Below are 303 nucleotides of genomic sequence, written 5' to 3' on the forward strand. Positions count from 1 at the left end.
CGTATGAGCAATGGCGGTGCTGGTGTGGTGATTCGTAGGTGGCAATGATCAGAGAGGTTTGTGATACCAGGCGCGACAGGAATCCGGCCAGTGCCTGATTGTTGGCCATCTCGGCCAACAACAGGTGAAACTCCCCAGACAACCGCAGGCCGTTGCCTTTGTCGCCGGTTTCAAAGGCACGTTGTTCCCGTGCTATCAGCTTGCGCAGCTGTTTAATCCCTTTGCTTTTGGCCGGGGATGGCGGGATGGCCAACACCAGTTTCAAGACCGCTTCTTCGACCAGTTGGCGGGCCACCAGGGTGT

1 protein-coding gene is annotated in these 303 nt (G+C 57.1%); it reads right to left on the reverse strand.

The features are described 5' to 3' along the window. Positions 1 to 303, reverse strand: a 303-nt coding sequence (locus Q4563_RS18625) for an FCD domain-containing protein (protein ID WP_303605568.1), incomplete at both ends; no start/stop codon positions are given.

This window comes from Gilvimarinus sp. 1_MG-2023 (assembly GCF_030548285.1).